This is a genomic window from Arthrobacter sp. Y3223164 (assembly GCF_059091005.1).
Window position 1 is genome coordinate 1 of the sequence record NZ_JBNHGF010000845.1, and the last position, 465, is coordinate 465.

Consider the following 465-nt stretch of genomic DNA (forward strand, 5'->3'; position numbering starts at 1 on the left):
CGGCGTAGGGCACGGCGGCGGCCAGCAGGGACATGGCGCTGAAGACCAGGAAGAACCACATGCCCGTCAGCAGGGCCAGCGCGAGCCCGGCGAGCAACGGAAGCCCGGCCAGCAGCAACGCCGTTTTGGCCCGTTGCTCCGGAGGCTTTTCAGCCACGGGCACCGGATCGGCCAGGTCCGTGTCCGGTCGGAACGGTTCGTCCGGTTCGCTGCCCACGACCAGCCGCAGCCGGCTGCCGCCGATCCGCACGCTGCGGCCGGCCTGCAGCACGACCTGCCGGGTGCGCCTGCCCCGCCAGACGATGCCGTTGGACGACCCGGCGTCGCGCAGCATCACCTGGCGGTCGGTGACGTCCACGGTGGCGTGCAGCCTCGAGAGCGCCGGATCCGCGACGGTCAGCGTGCAGGCATGGCGGCCGACGCTGAAGCTGCCGCGCCCGAGGGTGAACAACCGGCCGGCGTCGG

The 465-nt window shown here is 72.9% G+C and carries 1 protein-coding gene; it reads right to left on the bottom strand.

Annotated elements, in window-relative coordinates:
- A partial coding sequence (locus AC5RUJ_RS18335) for an FHA domain-containing protein (RefSeq protein ID WP_494156528.1) occupies positions 1 to 465 on the bottom strand: 465 nt, incomplete at both ends.